Origin of the sequence: Tropicimonas sp. IMCC6043, assembly GCF_004146235.1 — a bacterium.
Classification (GTDB): Bacteria; Pseudomonadota; Alphaproteobacteria; order Rhodobacterales; family Rhodobacteraceae; genus Tropicimonas.
This window is the reverse complement of record NZ_SELO01000024.1, coordinates 55739-70805: the sequence shown is the minus strand read 5'-3', so window position 1 is coordinate 70805 and position 15067 is coordinate 55739. Positions and strand designations below refer to the sequence as shown.

The window sequence follows — 15067 nt, the reverse complement described above, 5'->3', positions numbered from 1 at the left end:
CAAGCCGGTGGTCTGTGGGTTTGCGCCCATTCGGGGCGCGGACAGACAAGATGAACCGCTCAAAGAACGCCCACTCATTCGCCGGGAAAACGGTCCCCCGGACCGTTTTCTGACCCGCCTCATTCCGACATCAGGTTTCGTGCCAAGCTGGTCTCCATCGCAGATACCAGCTTGAATCACGCCTACTGCCGAGTGTGAATCCCTTTTGTCAACACGACCTACAAGCTGGACGGCGAGACCGACGAGGAATATGCCAAGGTCTTCCCGGACCTTATCGTCGGATGCGCCAAGATCTCTTTGGAGCTCGGCTCCAAGGTTCTGAAACTGCCGTTCCCGGGAACCGCCGAAGCCTGTCGCGAGATCTCCAAACTATGCGATGGCGTTCCCTGGGCCGTGCTGTCAGCGGGTGTCGACCACGAGACCTTCATCGGCCAGGTGGAAACGGCCATGGAATGCGGCGCGTCAGGCGTGATTGCCGGTCGCGCTCTGTGGAAGGATTGTATCTCTCTTGATGGGGACGTACAGCGCACGCGTCTCGAAGAAATCGCAAGCAAACGCCTGCGTGAGATTCAGGATGTGCTCGATGCCAGCGCACAAGCCGCCTGAAACCGGACTGGGCGTCGATGTCGGCGGCACCCGGATCCGCATCGCAAGGATCAGCCGCGAAGGAGAGATCCTGAGCAGGATCATCGAACCAGTTCAGGCCAGCCGGGATGAGTTTCCTGCCCAGCTCCTTCGCCTGATCGAGCAAATGCGCGGGCCGGAAGATGCAGCTATTGGAGTTGGGATCCCAGGACGAGTCCTCGGGCAAACCGGCGAGATCGTTTCGGCTGGATATCTCGACATTGCCGGTTTCGACTTGGTCGGCCTAGTGTCTCGAAAGACGGGGCTACCGGTTCGCATCGAAAACGATGCAATGATGGCGCTTATTGCCGAGTTGAACTGCCGGTCCAAGTTCCGCGACAAATTGGTCATGATGGTCACCGTTGGAACCGGGGTTGGTGGCGCAGCGCTGCAGGATGGTCGCCCCTGGTATGGCGGCGGACATGCCGGGCAGTTCGGCCACATCGTTGTTGCGGACGACGGGCCCCGCTGCAATTGCGGCCGTACTGGTTGCGTCGAGACATTGAGTTCAGGAACGGCGCTGCGCCGTTTGATCTTGCAGACGGAACTTCCGGAAGAAACCCGAACCGAGGACCTGTTTTCGCTTGCCGAAAAGTCCGATGCCGTGGCGCAGGCTGTTCTGCGCGCGTGGAGCCAGCCGATGCAACGTGCCCTCGAGACGCTCGTTTCTGTTGCCGACCCAGATTTGATTTTGGTCGGCGGCGGTCTGGGTCGGGACATGGTGCAGGCCCTCAACACCCTGGAGACCCGCAGCCCATGGTTTCCAGTGCCGTTCGAAGCCGCAAGCCTTGGCGACGACGCGGGCGTGATCGGCGCCGGCCTTCATGCCTTGGCGCATAAGGATGGCCGCTTAGCGGAGACGGCATGAAGCAAGTAGTTATCGTCAATGGTGTCCCGGCGAGCGGCAAGTCGACTGTGAGCGGAAAACTCACGACATTCCTGAACCAAGCGGGGATCTGCGCGGTGCCGTTGGCACTCGATACGATCAAGGAAGGCTTGTATGCCGAAATCGGGATCGGCGACCGCGATCACAATCGGATGCTCGGGCGTGCAAGCTACTATGCGATTTTTGACGCGATTGCCGCTTTCCCGGAAACCCACGTTGCCCTCGTCGACGCCTGGCACGGCTTTCAGCCACCCGAAGTGCTAAGTCGACATCTGGAGCGGGCTGGTATCGAACGCGTCATCGAGGTTTGGTGTGCCGTGTCTCCAGACACCGCCGCCGAAAGATATCGCAGCCGCATTCGTCATCCGGGACATCCGCCCGCTTCCTACGCCGAGGAACTTCGCGAGTTGGTTCGCAGCGCCCGGCCGTTGGAGCAGTTCGGTCCTGTCGTCACCGTGAACACCGAAGAAGTGTTCGATCCGGCTATCTGCAACCGATTGCTCGATCTTCTTGAGCTCTAGGGCAACATCGGCTTTGGGCGGACGCCGGCGAAGCGGTACCAGTGACGGAATGTCCGGTCGCGCTCCCAAGCCTTTGAACGGATGTCGGCAAAGATTGCATTGGAGGACCAAACATGCCTTACACTCTCGGCCCCTTCGACCCTGACTTCACCGGCCCTGTTCTTGAGGACCCGGCGCACCGCGCATGGCTGAAACAGGACGCGCACCGGCAGTTCGACTTCTTTCGCCAAAGCTTGCGACCCGATGGTGGTTTCGATCTTCTCGACTTCGACGGGCGGGCAATCGAGGGCACACCACAGGAGTTGCACACGACAACGCGGCTTATCCATTCCTACGCCCTTGGAAAGGCATTCGGAGACGTCGACTGCACCGACATTATCGACGCAGGCATGGAGTTCCTTTGGCAGAAACACCGAGACACCACTCACGGAGGCTATGTCTGGTCTGTCGAAGAAGGAATGGCGGCCGATAAAACGAAGCTTGCCTACGGGCATGTCTTTGTCCTGCTCGCCGCTTCCAGTGCAAAGCTCGCCGGCCATCCGGACGCCGACCGGCTGCTCGCAGATATCACCGAGATCATCGATCGGCACTTCTGGGACGACGAGTGGGGACTTCTGCGGGATGAGTTTACGCAGACTTGGACCCCGTTCTCGACCTATCGGGGCATGAACGCCAACATGCATGGCGTGGAGGCGCTGCTTGTAGCCTTCGAGGCGACGGGCGAACGCGTTTACCTGGACCGCGCGGGGCGCATCCTGGACTTCTTCGTCGGAAAAATGGCGCCCGAGAACGACTGGCGGCTTCCGGAACACTATACCGAGTCCTGGGAGGTCGACTTTGATTACGCGGGCAATCCCATGTTCCGCCCGGCCGGAACGACACCGGGTCATTCCCTGGAAGTGGCCCGTCTCTCCCTACAACACTGGGATCTCACCGGCCGCGTCGACACTGGCGCACTGCAACGGGCGCGCAGTCTCGTCACGCAGGCCCTGTCGGACGCCTGGCTTCCCAACGGAGGCATCGCCTACACACTCGGTCGGGATGGCAAGGTAGCGATCGCGGATCGCTACTGGTGGCCCGTGACCGAAGGCATCGGCGTGCTGACGACGTTGCTCAAGATCAACCCGACCTCGGAAGACGAGGTATGGTATCGCAGGCTTTGGGACTTTGCCGACCGGCAGTTGATCGACCACGAAAGGGGCGGCTGGTACCCGGAAATTGATCCGGGCGGCACTCCCATTTCGCGACAGTTTCAATGAAAGCCTGATGTCTATCATGCAATCCAGGCCGTTCTCTTTCCGCAAATACCCGATGTCTCAAGATCCTTCGACGCCCTCGCACTCGTCTCAGGACTCAAGGCTGTCTGACGTCAGCACGCTATGGAGAGATTTTCGGCTTCGAGCAACGGAGGGAATCCGGAGCAGTTTACGCCTCAATCGATTGAGCTAAATCGATTTATGTAGCCCCCCTACGGACTGCCACTCGACACTTCCCCCCCAAATAGCGCGCAAAACGGACCAATCGGAGCTGCCGCAGAGCGGCGGCGTCAATTGTGAGGACTCTCTTGAACGCTAAAGGCATGTTTCAAATATGCGCTCGATCGTCCTGTCGGTGGAGACACGGCTGGCCGGGGCGGTGCATGCAACGACATCGGCCGAGTGGCGGCTCGGAACTCCAGATACGGTGCGCATGCCAATGGCATTGGCATATCTCCACGAGCGCCCGGCGACATAGTCTCCGTCAGGCATTTCCCGAGCAGGGCCGACGTCGCCCGGCCGCTGAAATCGGCGGGACACCCCTTTCGCCGCGGAGCAGCCCTGCCCTATCTTGAAGTGCCGCCATTCGACCCGAAGGCGGGCAGGCGCGGGAAGAGGAGGACGTTCTGGCGGTTCTGTCGATCACGAGTTGGAACATCCACAGGGGGCGCGGGGAGGACGGTGTGATCGACCCGTCCCGAACCGCGGATGTCCTGTTGCGGGAGGTCGTCGGGCGGCGCCCCGACCTCCTGGTCCTGCAGGAAGCCGACGAGGAACGTCCACCGCATCGAGGTATACTGGATCTTGACGGCATCGAAACTGGCACGGGGCTTCGCCACGTCCAGAGGGACCGGAGGAGCCTTTGGGGCGCCGAAAGCCACGGATTTCTCGGTGTGTGCTTCCTCGCAGGCACCGGCGTCGAGATCGAAGAGATCGCACTCCTGGATCTGCCCGGCCACTGCCACAGGGGCGCGGTCGTTCTCGACATCCGCAAGGACGGGTGCCCCCTGCGCGTCATCGGAACGCATCTTTCGCTCTCCCAGGCGCTTCGCATCGTGCAGATGCGGACGGTGGGACAGTTCCTGTTTCGCAAGCCGGCGCGCCCGGCCGTTCTTTGCGGCGACCTGAACGAATGGCGGCCCTGGGGCGGTCTCGCCTTTTCACGCCGGGTGCTTGGCGATCGCTTTGCCGGTCCCGCGCGAGCGACGTTTCCAGTTCAACGCCCGTTCCTGCCCCTCGACCGCGTCCTCGCCGCGGGCGGTGCCCGCGTTCTGCATGCGCAGGCGCTCGACGGGCCCGGCATACGCCTTGCCTCGGATCACCGCCCGCTTGCCGCCGAGATTGAGGTACCGCCGCCGGTCTAGACCCCGCCGTCCCGCGCCCGGGTCCACCGGTGAATCCAGACGGGCATGGCATCGCGGCCATCGGTGCTTCCGAATGAAACGCGGATATCGGCGCTTTCGATATCGCCCGGAGCCAGCAGGAAGGTCAGACGCGTGCCGCCGCCGTCTGGAAGCGGAACAAGGCTGACCCCGGTGATCTCGACCAAGCCAGACGCCGTGATCTCCGGGCTGAGTCCGGCCGGGCTGCCCGCGATGTCGATGACGTAGCGCAGCGTTCCGGGGCGGTCGTGCTCGCGCCCGCTGCGGCTCTGCAGGATGGCGCGTTCGGCGAATGTCGCGGCGGGGTCCGCCAGCGTCCAGGTCAGGTTGTAGGCAAAGCGGTGTTCGCTGCCGGCGGCGAGCGGCGCCTCCGGACGCCAGAAGGCGACGATGTTGTCCATGAACTCGGTGCCGGTCGGGATCTCGACCAACATCACTACCCCGCGCCCCCAGTCGCCCGCGGGATGCACGATGGCGGCGGGACGGTCGTGGTAGCGCGCTTCGGTATCTTCGAAGTCGGTGAATCGACGTTTGGTCTGGAACAGGCCGTAGCTCACCGGGCCATCGTCGAGGAAGGCCGAGGTCTCGACCTTTGTGGGGTTCGAGACCGGGCGCCAAAGGCGCTCGCCCGCGCCGTTCTCGATGAAGAGCAGGTCGCTGTCATGAACCCTCGGACGGAAATCGTCGCTGACCGACGCCCGGAGCGGCCCCTTGAGATACATCGATGTCAGGGGCGCCACGCCGATATCGGCGATCTCGCGCCGCGGCAGCAGGGTGACGGCAAGATCCTGCACAGTGTCCCGGCCGGGGCGCAGCGACATCTCGAGATGCCCGGCGAGCGACGGGCTGTCGATCACCGCCTCCAGGCTGACCGCACCACCGCCGGCCGGGCGCAGACGGAGATGGGTGAATTTCGGGAACTCCTCCGGCACGGCGCCCCCTGTGCCAAGCGCGACGGCGCGTGCGGACAGGCCATAGACCATCGCCTGCCCGATGGCCCGGAAATAGCTCGCGCCCTGCACGACGAGCACCTCGTCCATCCGGTCGGGTGCATTCAGCGGATGGCGCAACCGGAGCCCCGAGAAACCCGCTCCAGGCGCGCGGTCCGGCACCGCGCCGAAGTAACGGGGTTCGAAATCGAACAGATCAGGTGCGAAGGCAATTTCGCGGGGACCATCGCCCAGGTCCCGGTCGATCCGGACCGGGTCGGGAAAGTAGAGGCCCGGCGGCAGCACGTCGAAGGCGAAGTCCGGGCCGAGGGGGAGCATCGCCGCGCGGCCAGGGATTGGACGGATGCCGCGATAGGCGTCGTAGGTCAGACCGGCGAAGGGCGGCGGCAGGGGCGGCGGGTCATTCGCATAGGGGCGTGCCGCCAGACGGCGCGCCTCCTGCAGGAGGGACGTGCCGGACTGTGCCACGATCCGTGCCGGCCGCAGGGCCGCCAGCGCAGCGGCTCCGGCGATGAAGCCCCGCCGTCGCATCAGGCGGGCGCGTCCATCACGCGGATGACGAGCGGCGCGAAACAGAGCGGCAGGGCGACCGGAGCCAGCCAGAGCGCCGCTGGCCCCGCCGCCAGCGTCCCGACAGCCACGAGGCCGGCCCCCACCGCGGCCTCGGAAAGACCGGGCGGAAGGGCCGGATCCCTGCGGTTGCCCGACTTCCAGCCGCAATCACGTCCAAGGCAGACCGCGGCCACCGAGCCGGCCTGCCGCAAGAGGACCAACGGGGCGATGACGCTGGAGACGGCCAGCTCCGCTGCCCATGCACGCGAAACCACCGCGCGCCGCTTTGCCGTCCGGGCACGCCGCCAGCCGTCGATCAGGGCGCAGAGTTTCGGAACAAGCAGGACCGCCGCCACCACGATCAACGGAAGGACCCCGACCACGGACACACCGCCCGATGCGATGAGCGCGACAAGGATCACCCAGGCCGGCGCAACGATATAGCTCAGGATGCCCATGGCCAGGTGCACCCGGCTGACCGGGTCGAGCCCCGGCTCGGCGAGCAGCCGCAGATGCTGTAGATTCCCCTGGCACCAGCGCCTGTCACGCGAAAGAAGCGCCGCCACGCTCTGTGGCGCCTCCTCGGCGCTCCCGGAACTGTCCGGATCGAGCGCGACGGCCCAGCCGGCGCGGCGGATCCATGCCGCTTCGATGAAATCATGGCTCAGCAACGGACCACCGAAGGGCGCGCGCCCCGGAAGCACGGGAAGAGAGGTCGCCGTGCGAAACGCGGCGAGGCGTATGATCGCGTTATGCCCCCAGTAATTGCTGCTGTCCCCGCTCCAGGCAGCGAAACCGCGCCCGAAACCGCGCGACAGAAGACGGGCACTGCCACGCTGATGACGGCCGAGGCGGGTCGTTCCGGGCCGGAGCGCGATACCGGCCTGCAACAGACCGAGCCGAGGACGCTGTTCCATCTGCCAGATCATCCGGCGAATGCGCCGCGGGGTCATCCTGCTGTCGGCATCCAGTACCAGCATGTGGTCGAACAGGTCGCCATGAGTGGACACCCATTCGGCGATGTTGCCGGGCTTGCGTCCGGTATTTCGCGCGCGGCGCCGGTAGCGTAGCACGCCGGCGGCCATCAGGGGGTGAAGCGCCGCTTCCTCCTGCCTGACCAGGTCGGCGCCGAACGTGTCCGACAGCACGAAAATCTGTGTCGCACCGTCCAGCCTTGCCCGCGCCAGCCCGGCATGCAGGGCCACGAGATGGCCGGCCAGCGGCTCCGGCGCCTCCTTGCAGAGCATGACCAGGATCGCCGTGCGGCTCACGGGCGTCCAGCCTTCGGGAACAGGCGCACGCGCTGGCGCCGGCAGGGCGATGCCCAGAAGCGCCGTCGCTGCGCCACCGGAAATCCAGATCGCGGTCAGGGCAACGAGCGGCACCGCGACAAGCGCCGCCGGGGTCCATACGGTCACGCCCGCGCAAAAGGCCCAGACGATCGCCAGCGTCATGCCCGCCGAAAGCGCCGCCACCCATGCGCGCGGGCCGTGCCATGCGGCACGGGCGAAGCGCAGACGCGGACGTGAGACTGCGAGCAACATGATGGTTCGCGCACCTTCCTGTTCGACCGCGCCGGCGGAGGCGCTTATGAAAATAATCCGACAGCTATGCCAAGGCCCGGCCGAGGCAAGTCGCGCTAGTCGCCGCGCCCTGCGAAAGGCGGCCACATGCGCGAAAAGACGCCGTCCCGGCGCCAAATGCCGTGATAGGCGGCCGCCGCAATATGGAGTGCGATCAGGCCTGCAATCGCGAACCCGCCAAGGAAGTGGATATTCTTCGCGACCGCGGCCAGCGCGTCCGAGCGCGGCACGAGCGACGGGACGCCGAGCCAGTCGAGGCTCTCGAGTGGAAACCCGCCCGCCTTGACGCGCACATAGCCCGCCAGGGGCATGATCACGAGCAACGCGTAGAGCAACCGATGAGACAGGCCGGCAATCTTTCGTTGCCAGTCCGGCAGGTCGGCGGGAAGCGCCGCGGGCGGATGCCGCCACCGATAGAAAGCCCGCAGCAGCACCAGAAAGAACAACAGGACACCGACATTCTTGTGAAACAGGAACAGCGTATTTTGCAGGGTCCGGTTCAGGTCGGGCTGCACCATCACGAGCCCCGCGGGGATCGTCGCAAGGACCAGAACCGCCATGCCCCAATGGAGCAGGCGGGCGGGACGCCGGAACTGGGTCGCGGAATCGGACATGGATCCTCCCGAAAATTCAATCGTTGCACCCTGCCCCGATCGGATCAAGTGCGCGCGTGGCAGCTTGACTATTCTCCGAGGCCGCCCAAAGTCTGCCAGATGGAACTCCTGCGTCCACAGTCAAGGCAGCGCTGGCCGAACACTCTGCTGGCCCGGCTCGGGTCGCCGGTCGGAGGGTTTGCGGCCGCAGCCCTCGGCTTCGGCGCCTTTCTGATCCCTGGCCTCGCCCTGTGGGTCTTCGGCGCCGGCGCCATCGCGACGATCACGGCGCTCTCCAGTTTCGCCGTAGCGGCGACGCTTGCGGGCCTTGCGCTGCATCGAAGCTATCCGCACCGGTCGCTCGGACTGTGCAACGCCATAACTCTGGGACGGCTCGCCCTTGCCATGGCGCTCGTCGCGCCTTTGGTCGCGGGCGTCGGGGCGTCCTGGGCCGTCGTCGCGGTCGCGACGATCGCGTTGACGCTCGACGGGTTCGACGGCTGGCTCGCCCGGCGGCAGGGGCTCGTCTCGAAATTCGGCGCGCGGTTCGACATGGAGGTCGATTCCGCCCTCGCGCTCGTGCTTGCGCTGAACGCGGCCGGGGCGAGCGGCGCGGGCGTGCTCGCGATCTTCCTCGGTCTGCCGAGATACGTCTTCATCGGCGCGACCTGGGTCATGCCCTGGATGCGCCGCGACCTGCCCGAACGGGTCAGCCGCAAGTCCATCTGCGTCCTTCAGCTGAGCGCGCTGATCCTGTTGCAGGTTCCGATCCTGCCAGCGGGGCTTGCGACGGCGCTCGTTGTCCTCGCGGCGGCAAGTCTCGCCTGGTCATTCGCGGTCGATCTTGCCTGGCTGTGGCGGCGACGGGCATGACCCGGACAGTGCTGCGCCTCGGCCTCGCCGCTTTGGTGTTCCATCTCCTGCTGATCCAGCCGAACCATCCATCGGCGATGACCTGGCAGGCGCTCTTCCTGTTTCCCCTTGAGCTGCCTGTGATCCTTCTGGGCCTTGTCGCCCTGCCGCGGGCGCAGTGGACGGTGTGGCTTCGCGGCGCGCTGGTGGCGGTGCTCATGCTCATTGCCGTGCTCAAGGTAGCCGATTTCGCCATGTTCTCGGCGCTCGGGCGTGGCTTCAATCCGGTTGCGGACCTGTCCCTGATCGAGGCGGGGCTACGCCTCGCCACTGGCGCAATCGGGCCGGTTCCGACGGCTGTGGCGGTGCTGGCGGCGGTCGTTCTGACAGTGCTCGTCACATGGGCGGCGTGGTGGGCCAGCGGGGTCTGGTCGCGGGTCGCGGTTCCCCAAGGGCTGGCGCGCGGCGCAATCGTGGCATCTCTGCTATTCGCTGGAGTCGCCGTCGCGGAGGTCGGGCAGACGATGGGCCGTTGGAGCCTTCCGGTTTCCCCGCCGGGCACCGCCTTCACCGCGCGGGTCGGGATGGAACGCATCGACATGGCTCGCGCCACGCTGGCCGAACTGCGCGCCTTCGAGGCAGCGGCGGCAAGCGACCCCTATGCCTTCCGCGAGGGCCTGCTGCGCGGGATCGACCGGGACGTCCTGATAATTTTTGTCGAAAGCTACGGCCGGACGAGCCTCGATACACCGCTCTACTCCGAAACTCACCGCGCGACCCTTGGAGCGGCCGAGGCGCGGCTGCGCGCATTGGGCCTGTCGATGCGCTCGGGCTTCCTGGCCGCGCCTACGCGCGGCGGGCAAAGCTGGCTCAGCCACGCGACTTTTGCCAACGGTCTCTGGGTCTCCAACCAGACAAGCTATGCAGCCGCGCTCGCCAGCGGCCGGCGAACCCTGTTCCACATCGCGTCGGATGCCGGGTTTCACACCGCGGCGGTGATGCCGCAGATCACGCTCGACTGGCCCGAATCCGCCCTGATGGGGTTCGATACAGTGCTGGCCGCCCGTGACCTCGGCTATGAGGGGGTGCCCTTCAACTGGGTGACGATGCCCGATCAATTCACTTTCGCCGCGCTCGACCGGCTGCTTCGCGACGGCGAGGACAAGAGGCCCCTCTTCGTGCAACTCGCGCTCGGCTCGTCCCATGCGCCCTGGGTTCCGGTGCCCGACATGGTGCCCTGGGACGAGATCGGCGATGGGCACATCTTCGACGCCATGGCACAGTCGGGCGATCCGCCCGACGTGGTCTGGCAGGACCGCGACCGCGTGCGCGAGCAATACCGGCGCGCCATCGACTATGCGCTCCGCGTGGTCTTCGACTACGCCGCGCGCCAGGCCGCGAACCCGCCACTGATCTTCGTGATCGGCGACCATCAGGCGGCGGGATTCGTGGCGCTGGACGAGCGCCGTGACGTGCCTGTGCACGTGATCGGCCCGGAGGCGCTGGTTTCAGCGGTCGCGAGCTGGGGGTGGACCGATGGCCTGCTGCCCGATCCGCAGGTCCCGGTGCGTCCGATGGACCGGATGCGCGACCTCATCCTCGAGGCCTATTCCACGCCCGACATACAGCAGGCAGTCCATTGACGGGCCCGCGCCGATCCGCGCCCGGCCGGGCCCGCAAGCTTGCACGGATCGCGATCGCGCTCGGCCTGCTCGCCCTGCTCTGGCGCGCCGCCGACGGGCCCGAGGCCGCACGAAGCCTCGCGGCTGCGGACTGGCGCCTGCTGGCACTCGCCCTCCTCGCGCTTACCCTTCAAACCGTGCTTTCGGCGCTGCGCTGGCGACTGACAGCCCGCCAACTCGGCATCACGCTCGGAACCGGGACGGCAATCCGGGAATACTATCTCTCGCAGATCGTGAACCAGTCGCTGCCGGGCGGCATGCTCGGCGATGCGGGACGGGCGGTCCGGTCCCGCGCGCACGCCGGCCTCCTTGCCGCGGGACAGGCGGTGGTGTTCGAGCGGCTGGCCGGACAGATCGCGATGTTTGCCACGCTTGCGGTGGCGTTTCTGGTGACCCTGGTGATCCCGGGCGGGCTCGACTGGCCCGGATGGCTGATTCCGCCGGTCGCGACGCTGCTCGCCGTGGGCGCCGCCCTGCCCGTCATACTTCTTGCCGGAACACATATGCCGGGGGCAACCGGGCGGAGCATCCTCAGCCTTTGTGACGCGATCGGGACGGCGCTGGCGGCACGGTCGGTGCTGCCCCGACAGATCGTCCTCAGCCTCGGCACCACCTTCTGCAACCTGGCCGCCTTCGACCTGTGCGCTCGCGCGGTCGGTGTCGACCTCGGCCTTGCGGCCGTGACCGCGCTCGTGCCCCTGATCCTGCTCACGATGCTGGTTCCGATCACGATCTCAGGCTGGGGCCTGCGCGAAGGTGCGGCAGCAACCCTCCTGCCGCTCGCAGGCGTGACGGCGAGCGGCGGACTCGCCGCGAGCGTTGCCTTCGGTCTCCTCTTCGCGGTGTCGGTTCTCCCCGGTGTCGTTCTCCTGTGGGTCGACCCAAAGGCCGCGCGGCACGACACCATTACAAATGCGCCCGATCCCGGGATGGATCCAGGCGACCCGTTGCAGAACCCCGTATCCGGCAGGAGCGAATCCGGGCTCTGGAACAAATTTCAAAGGAAGACATCATTCGACCGCACCTGACCAGACCGGCGATTGTGGCCACAAGGACTGCCATTAAAGACGCGAACACGCTGGAGATGACAGCCGGACCGAATACGGAATCCCGGCCATGACCCTGCGCCGGGCAGCCTTTGCGATCCCGGGCGACATCACGACGCCGACCGGGGGCTACATTTACGAGCGCCGCCTGCTGGAAGGCCTGCGCGCACAAGGCCGCGACGTGGCGCATGTCGAACTGGGCGCCTCCTTCCCGGACCCGACACCGGCCGACATGGCCGACGCCATCGCAAAGCTCGCCGCGCTGGAACCCGACCGCGCGGTGATCCTCGACGGTTTCATCTCGGCCACGCTCGAGACCCGTGCGCTCGCACAGCTTCACGTTCCGAGCGTGGCCATGGTCCACCACCCGCTCGCGCTGGAAACGGGCCTCGACCCGGCGCGGCGCGAGCAACTCTACCGGATCGAGCGGGACAACCTCGCGCATGTCTCGCACATCCTGGTGCCGAGCCCGAGCACCGCGGCAATGCTGTCCGGTTCCTACGGCGTCGACGCGGGTCGGATCACCGTCGCCCGTCCGGGCACAGACCGCCCGAGTTACCCCCGCAACCCGGTCCGACCGCCGCTCATCCTGTCGGTGGGAATCCAGCATCCGCGCAAGGGCCACGACATCCTTCTCAAGGCACTTGCCCGCCTGATGGATCTCGACTGGACCGCGGTCATCGTAGGCACTGCTTACGACTCGGACCACGCCAAGGCGCTCGCGCGCCTCAAGGACGAATTGCGGTTCGGCAAGAGGGTCAGGATTGCCGGATACCTGCCCGGCGCAGAGCTTGCCGCGCTCTACGCGTCGGCCACCATATTCGCGCTCGCCACGCGCTACGAGGGCTACGGCCTCGTCTTCGACGAAGCGCTCGCAAACGGACTGCCGATCGTCAGCTGCCGGACGGGCGCCGTGCCCGACACGGTCCCGGCAGAGGCCGGCCGGCTTGTCGCGCCTGACGATCCGGAAGCCTTTGCCGAAGAACTCGCCGGTCTTCTGCAGGACGAAACCAGCTATCGCCGCTGCGCGGACGCCGCTCTGAGCGCAGGCCACCTGTTGCCATCCTGGTCCGACACGGCACATGTCGCAGGTGGCGTTCTGGACCGCGTGTGACCGATGATCGGCTGAATAGACCGCGCACGGGTCTCAGGACTGCCGCCGGGCGATGACCATATCGTCCGGTTCGGTCCAGCAGCGCGCGTGGTTACAGCCTGGGAATGCCGGCGGGGCGCCCGAGGCGTTTGAGCGCGGCGGTGCGGTAGGGAGCGTTGGGAGCGCCGTAGCCGTCATAGCCGCCGCGCCGCTCGACGATCTCGAAGAAGAAGCCGTCGCCATAGGGCCGCGAGTAGAGCTGGAAGTAGCTGCCGCCCGCGCCGTCCTCGTCGTAGAGAATGTTCGCCGCCTGAAACGCCTGAACAAGCTCCACGTCCAGCCCGAAACCGCTCTCGATCTCGCCATAATAGTTGGCCGGGATCGGCAGGCTCTCGAACCCGTTGGCCGCGAGCATCCGGGCCGTCTCGAAGATGTCTCCAGTGGCGAAGGCGAGGTGCTGGACGGAGGAGCCGAAGCTGTCGGAGACGAAACGGCCGGCGAAGGTGCGGTGCGTGTCGACACCGTTCAGGGTGATCCGCAGCCCGCCATCCGCGCCCTGCAAGGCGCGGGAATGGACGATCCCGCCGGGATCCGCCACGTCCACCTCGGGCGCCTTCTCGATCTCGAAGATCGATGTGTAGAACAGCATCCAGGTGAGCATTTCCTCGTGTTTCATGACCTGGGCGACGTGGTCGATCCGGGTCAGACCGGTCGGGCTGGCCCCCGGGTCCGGTTTGGTCGGGTCGAACTCGACGGCCCAGACTCCGGCCAGCTCCGGGTTCCGGTCGAGGAAGTGCAGCACCGAGCCGCCAACGCCGCGGATCGCGGGGATGTCGAGCTCACCCTCGCCGCGGCGCTGCGAAAAGAGGTTGGCGCCGAGCGCCTGTGCCCGTTCCGCCGTGGCCCTGGCATCCTCGACCAGCAGGCCAATGTCGCAGACGCTGGTGCCGTGCATCACGTAGGAGGAATGCGCAAAGCCCTCCTGCTCGGTATTGATCACGATGTTGATGTCACCCTGTTTCCAGAGCGTCACCTGCTTGGCGACATGCTGTGCGGCCGGCGAGAATCCGAGCCGGTGCAGCATCCCGCCCAGGATCTCCGCCTCCTCCTCGTTGGCGGAGAACTCGACGAATTCCACGCCGGTCACCCGCCCCTTGGCAGGCATTTCCGGCACGTCGATCCGCGCCGAGGGCTCGGCCCGGCGGAGCTGGTCGGCGAGGTAGATCAGCGAGCGGTGGCCGTCCTGTGCGGCAATCCGGGCGCTGCCGCCGCGCAGCTGGTCGTTCAGGATTTCCAGGCTGTAAACGCCATCGTAGCCGGTGGCCGCGACGGCCCGCAGAAAGTCCAGCACCGGCAGGTCGCCCTCGCCCGGCATGACGCGGAAATGGCGCGACATGTAGTCGAGATCCATGTTGATCACCGGCGCGTCCGCCAGCTGGACGTGGAAGATGCGATCGGCAGGGATCGACCGTATTCCCTCCGGGTCGACCTTCTTTGCCAGCGTGTGGAAACTGTCGAGAACAAGCCCGACGGCGGGGTGGCCGGCGCGCCGCACCACCTCCCAGGCGTCGCGATAGTCCGCGACATGTTTCCCCCAGGACCGCGCCTCGTAGCAGATCCGCATCCCGCGCGCCGCGGCGCGGGCGCCAAGTTCGGCGAAATCGGCGGCGATCCGGTCGATGCCTCCGAGGCTCTCGGGATGGGTGCTCGAGCTGACCAGAAGCAGATCGGTACCAAGCTCGCCCATCAGGTCAAATCGACGCTCGATCCGGTCGAATGCCTTGGTCCGCAGCGGCTCCGGCAGGCCCTCGAAATCGCGCACCGGCTGAAACAGGTCGATCCTGAGCCCGTGGTCGCGGACCATCCGGCCGATCTCCGCCGGGGAGCCGCTATGGGCGATGAAATCCTGTTCGAAGATCTCGATTCCGTTGAAGCCGGCCGCGGCGATCGCGGTGAGTTTGTCGCCGAGGTCGCCGGCGATGGAAACGGTGGCAATGGAGGTCTGCATCGCGTGGTCCTTCCTGTGGCGCCGGGGCGGCGCGAACTG

At 66.2% G+C, this 15067-nt stretch carries 13 protein-coding genes; 9 read left to right on the top strand and 4 right to left on the bottom strand.

Annotation, left to right across the window (positions count from 1 at the left end):
- Positions 1–198 precede the first annotated feature (198 nt).
- The 5 genes from EU800_RS18490 to EU800_RS18470 all read left to right on the top strand — a co-directional run bounded on the left by EU800_RS18490 (position 199) and on the right by EU800_RS18470 (position 4651).
- Positions 199–606, top strand: a complete 408-nt coding sequence (locus EU800_RS18490; RefSeq protein WP_129634511.1) for a hypothetical protein — start codon at positions 199–201, stop codon at positions 604–606.
- Complete coding sequence (locus EU800_RS18485; RefSeq protein ID WP_165354725.1) at positions 584–1492, top strand: ROK family protein; 909 nt, start codon at positions 584–586, stop codon at positions 1490–1492. The genes EU800_RS18490 and EU800_RS18485 overlap by 23 nt, the downstream gene beginning before the upstream one ends.
- The gene (locus EU800_RS18480; protein ID WP_129634506.1) at positions 1489–2031 is read left to right on the top strand and encodes an AAA family ATPase; all 543 of its coding nucleotides are present in this window, start codon (positions 1489–1491) and stop codon (positions 2029–2031) included. The genes EU800_RS18485 and EU800_RS18480 overlap by 4 nt, the downstream gene beginning before the upstream one ends.
- 113 nt (positions 2032–2144) lie before the next feature.
- The gene (locus tag EU800_RS18475; RefSeq protein WP_129634505.1) at positions 2145–3290 is read left to right on the top strand and encodes an AGE family epimerase/isomerase; all 1146 of its coding nucleotides are present in this window, start codon (positions 2145–2147) and stop codon (positions 3288–3290) included.
- 623 nt (positions 3291–3913) lie between these two features.
- Positions 3914–4651 carry an endonuclease/exonuclease/phosphatase family protein gene (locus EU800_RS18470; protein ID WP_129634504.1) on the top strand — a complete coding sequence of 246 codons (738 nt, stop codon included), beginning with the start codon at positions 3914–3916 and terminating at the stop codon, positions 4649–4651.
- On the opposite strand, the gene EU800_RS18465 is transcribed toward EU800_RS18470, so the two are convergent.
- From EU800_RS18465 to EU800_RS18455, 3 genes are all read right to left on the bottom strand, one after another.
- Entirely contained in the window at positions 4648–6150 is a 1503-nt protein-coding gene (locus EU800_RS18465; protein WP_129634503.1) for a glucan biosynthesis protein, read from the bottom strand. The genes EU800_RS18470 and EU800_RS18465 overlap by 4 nt on opposite strands.
- Entirely contained in the window at positions 6150–7715 is a 1566-nt protein-coding gene (mdoH, locus tag EU800_RS18460; RefSeq protein WP_129634502.1) for a glucans biosynthesis glucosyltransferase MdoH, read from the bottom strand. Before mdoH ends, EU800_RS18465 begins: the two co-directional genes overlap by 1 nt.
- Before the next feature lie 95 nt (positions 7716–7810).
- Positions 7811–8368 carry a cytochrome b gene (locus EU800_RS18455; protein ID WP_129634501.1) on the bottom strand — a complete coding sequence of 186 codons (558 nt, stop codon included), beginning with the start codon at positions 8366–8368 and terminating at the stop codon, positions 7811–7813.
- 99 nt (positions 8369–8467) lie between these two features.
- Between EU800_RS18455 and EU800_RS18450 the strand changes: the two genes are divergently transcribed.
- The 4 genes from EU800_RS18450 (at position 8468) to EU800_RS18435 (ending at position 13041) form a co-directional block, all read left to right on the top strand.
- Positions 8468–9220 carry a CDP-alcohol phosphatidyltransferase family protein gene (locus EU800_RS18450; protein ID WP_129634500.1) on the top strand — a complete coding sequence of 251 codons (753 nt, stop codon included), beginning with the start codon at positions 8468–8470 and terminating at the stop codon, positions 9218–9220.
- On the top strand, positions 9217–10842 hold the full coding sequence (locus EU800_RS18445) for a sulfatase-like hydrolase/transferase (protein WP_129634499.1): 1626 nt from the start codon (positions 9217–9219) through the stop codon (positions 10840–10842). The genes EU800_RS18450 and EU800_RS18445 overlap by 4 nt, the downstream gene beginning before the upstream one ends.
- Entirely contained in the window at positions 10839–11909 is a 1071-nt protein-coding gene (locus tag EU800_RS18440; protein ID WP_129634498.1) for a lysylphosphatidylglycerol synthase transmembrane domain-containing protein, read from the top strand. The genes EU800_RS18445 and EU800_RS18440 overlap by 4 nt, the downstream gene beginning before the upstream one ends.
- A gap of 88 nt (positions 11910–11997) precedes the next feature.
- Complete coding sequence (locus EU800_RS18435) at positions 11998–13041, top strand: glycosyltransferase family 4 protein (protein ID WP_129634497.1); 1044 nt, start codon at positions 11998–12000, stop codon at positions 13039–13041.
- Between the two features lie 91 nt (positions 13042–13132).
- Here EU800_RS18435 and EU800_RS18430 read toward each other — a convergent pair whose 3' ends face one another.
- Positions 13133–15028, bottom strand: a complete 1896-nt coding sequence (locus tag EU800_RS18430) for a bifunctional sugar phosphate isomerase/epimerase/4-hydroxyphenylpyruvate dioxygenase family protein (protein ID WP_129634496.1) — start codon at positions 15026–15028, stop codon at positions 13133–13135.
- Positions 15029–15067: the final 39 nt, after the last annotated feature.